Here is a 3,107-nt window from a genome sequence, read left to right on the forward strand (position 1 = left end):
CGTCGAGAGGGGTCGATCCGAGCCCGGAGGCACCGCCGGTGTCGCCGGAGGCGCCGGGGACCTCGTCGTCGTCGAGGTGGTGGCGGCCGCGCCGCGACTGACCCGCACCGGAGGACTGCCGGGAGCCGCCCTCGAACCCGGCGGCGATGACGGTCACCCGCACCTCGTCGCCGAGCGAGTCGTCGACGACGGTGCCGAAGATGATGTTGGCGTCGGGGTGCGCCTCCTCCTGGACGAGGGTCGCGGCCTCGTTGATCTCGAACAGGCCCAGGTCGCTGCCGCCGGCGATCGACATGAGTACGCCCTTGGCGCCCTCCATCGTGGTCTCCAGGAGCGGCGAGTTGATGGCGGCCTCCGCGGCCTTGTACGCCCGACCCTCGCCCCGCGAGGAGCCGATCCCCATGAGCGCGCTGCCGGCCCCGGACATGACGCCCTTGACGTCGGCGAAGTCGACGTTGATCACGCCGGGGGTGGTGATGAGGTCGGTGATCCCCTGGACGCCGTTGAGGAGGACCTCGTCGGCGGTCTTGAAGGCCTCCATCATGGACACGCCGGCGTCCCCGAGCTGGAGCAGGCGGTCGTTGGGGATCACGATCAGGGTGTCGCAGGCCTCGCGCAGGCCCTCGATCCCCGCCTCGGCCTGTCCCCCGCGACGCTTGCCCTCGAAGGAGAACGGGCGGGTCACGACGCCGACGGTGAGCGCGCCGAGCTTACGCGCGATGGCCGCGACGACCGGCGCGCCACCGGTGCCGGTACCGCCGCCCTCCCCGGCCGTGACGAAAACCATGTCCGCGCCCTTGAGGACCTCCTCGATCTCGTCCTTGTGGTCCTCCGCCGCCTTGCGCCCGACCTCCGGGTCGGCGCCGGCACCGAGGCCGCGGGTGAGTTCGCGACCGACGTCGAGCTTGACGTCGGCGTCGGACATGAGCAGAGCCTGCGCATCGGTGTTCACCGCGATGAACTCGACGCCCTTGAGGCCCTCGTCGATCATCCTGTTCACGGCGTTGACACCGCCGCCCCCGATTCCGACGACCTTGATGACTGCGAGGTAGTTGTGCGGTGAGCTCATCGAGGCCCGGCCTTCCTTTGGGGGTGTCGTGCTCGGTTGCATGCTGTCTCGACGAAAGACTCTCGCCTAACTCTCACCCTCTACTTGAGGGTTAAAGTTGCTGGTCAGAGGCGGTTTCCGCCGTCGGATCACACGGTAGGGGCACCGGCCCCGCACGTCCACGAGGCTCGCGGGCGTGTCGGTCTACCGTGAGGCCGGCAACGCCGGATTGGAGACGTTCCAGACCTGCCCGGGTTGCTCGAGGACCATCTGCAGGGCGACCGCCTTCTCGTGGTCGCGACCCGCGGCCCCCCACTCCACGGTGCGCCCGTCGACGAGGGTGAGGACGATCGACGCCGGACTCTCCACCTCGACGGACGCGATCTCCTGCCCCGCGGTCCCCCGGACCTCGGCGAAGACCGTCGACAGGTCCCGGACGATCCCGGGCAGGTCGGAGCGTGCGCCGTCCCCCACGGTGAGCTCGGGGGTTCCGGGAGGCGGGTCCCCCTGCCCGAAGTCGATGCCCTGCCCGTCCACCAGGTGCCGGGCGCCGTCGACCTCGACCACGACCAGGGCGGTGCGCTCGATCAGCTCGATCCGCAGGTTCGACGGGTAGTCCCGCGTGACCGTGACCTGGTCCACCCTCGGGATCCCCGCCACGCGGCGCGCCACCGCGTGGGTGTCCACCTGGAGCAGCGGGGTCCCGGGGGACACCGCCGCGCGCTCGGTCACCGCCTCCACGGGAATGGTCCGGGTCCCGACGACCCGGACCTCCCGGACGGAGAACACCGGCAGGAAGTACAGCGCGATGTATCCCACCAGGAGGACGACCAGCGCCACACCGAGCCCCACATAGATGCGGTTGGTGCGGCGACGTCGCCTGCGCAGCGTGGCCCGCACCGCGGGGTCGGAGTGACGCACCCGCTCGTCCGAGCTACGGACGGCCGCCGCGGCGAGTCTCCGGTCCGGGTCGTCCGAGGCCGCCTGGTCCAGCGGGTCCGTCGGATCCGCCGGGTCCGTCGGGTGGTCGCGTGGCTCGTCGGTCACCGCTGAGCCCCCTTCACGGCGTCGGCCTCGTCATGACCCCGTCCCGCTCCCCGCGGGCCCGGCGACGATCCTCGGGCCGAGCGTGGTGATGTCTCCGGCCCCGAGCGTGAAGACCACGTCGTCCGGCCGGATGATCCCGAGCACCGTGGACAGGGCGGTGTCGAGGTCGGGGACGTGGTGGGCCGGCGAGCTCACGTGGCGGGTGACGAGGCCGCCGTCGACGCCCTCCTCGGGTTGCTCGCGCGCGCCGTACACGTCGAGCACCACCACCTCGTCGGCCAGGGACAACGCCCGCCCGAACTCCTCGGCGAAGATGCGGGTGCGGGAGTAGAGGTGGGGCTGGAAGACCGCGATCAGGCGGCCACCGTCCGAGGCGACGATCTCCCGCCCGGCGCTCAGGACCGCCCTGACCTCGGTCGGATGGTGCGCGTAGTCGTCGAACACCCGCACCAGTCCACCCTGGACCGCGACCGTGCCCTTGGGTTCGAACCGACGCCCCACTCCCCCGAATCCGGACAGACCGGACAGGACGTGGTCGACGTCGATCCCGGCGTCCCCGGCGACCTCCCGGGCGGCCAGGAGAGCGGCGAGCGCGTTGAGCGCCATGTGTCGGCCCGGGGTCCCCACGTGGAGGTCGCCACGAGACCGCCCGTCCAACGTGAGCCCGGCCCGGGTCCCGCCCGAGTCGACCTCGATCCCGTCGAGTTCACCCACCACCGGCAGGTCGGTCGCGGGGCCGGCCGTGGTGCGGTACCCCACCACCCGCACCCCCGCGGACGCCGCCCGGCGCGCGCGCTCGGCCGCTCCCGCGTCGTCCAGGCAGACCACCAGGACGCCGGTGTCCGGGATCCGGGCGAGGAAGGTGTCGAAGACCTCGAAGTACGCCTCGGCGGTGCCGAAGTGGTCGAGATGGTCGGGCTCGGCGTTGGTCAGGATCACCACGTCGGGCTCGTAGTGCACCAGTGAGCCGTCGGACTCGTCGGCCTCGGCCACGAACACCGGGTCGGCCCCA

3 protein-coding genes are annotated in these 3,107 nt (G+C 71.8%); all 3 read right to left on the reverse strand.

What is annotated here, in order from left to right; translation table 11 throughout:
* On the reverse strand, positions 1-1,069 hold a 1,069-nt coding region (ftsZ, locus tag G6021_RS01965; RefSeq protein WP_182640560.1), incomplete at its 3' end, for a cell division protein FtsZ.
* Positions 1,070-1,252: 183 nt separating this feature from the next.
* Entirely contained in the window at positions 1,253-2,095 is an 843-nt protein-coding gene (locus tag G6021_RS01970) for an FtsQ-type POTRA domain-containing protein (RefSeq protein ID WP_179525069.1), read from the reverse strand.
* A gap of 30 nt (positions 2,096-2,125) precedes the next feature.
* Positions 2,126-3,107, reverse strand: a 982-nt coding sequence (locus G6021_RS01975; RefSeq protein ID WP_241736388.1) for a Mur ligase family protein, incomplete at its 5' end; no start/stop codon positions are given.

This window comes from Dietzia sp. CW19 (genome assembly GCF_014145265.1).
GTDB classification, from domain to species: domain Bacteria; phylum Actinomycetota; class Actinomycetes; order Mycobacteriales; family Mycobacteriaceae; genus Dietzia; species Dietzia natronolimnaea.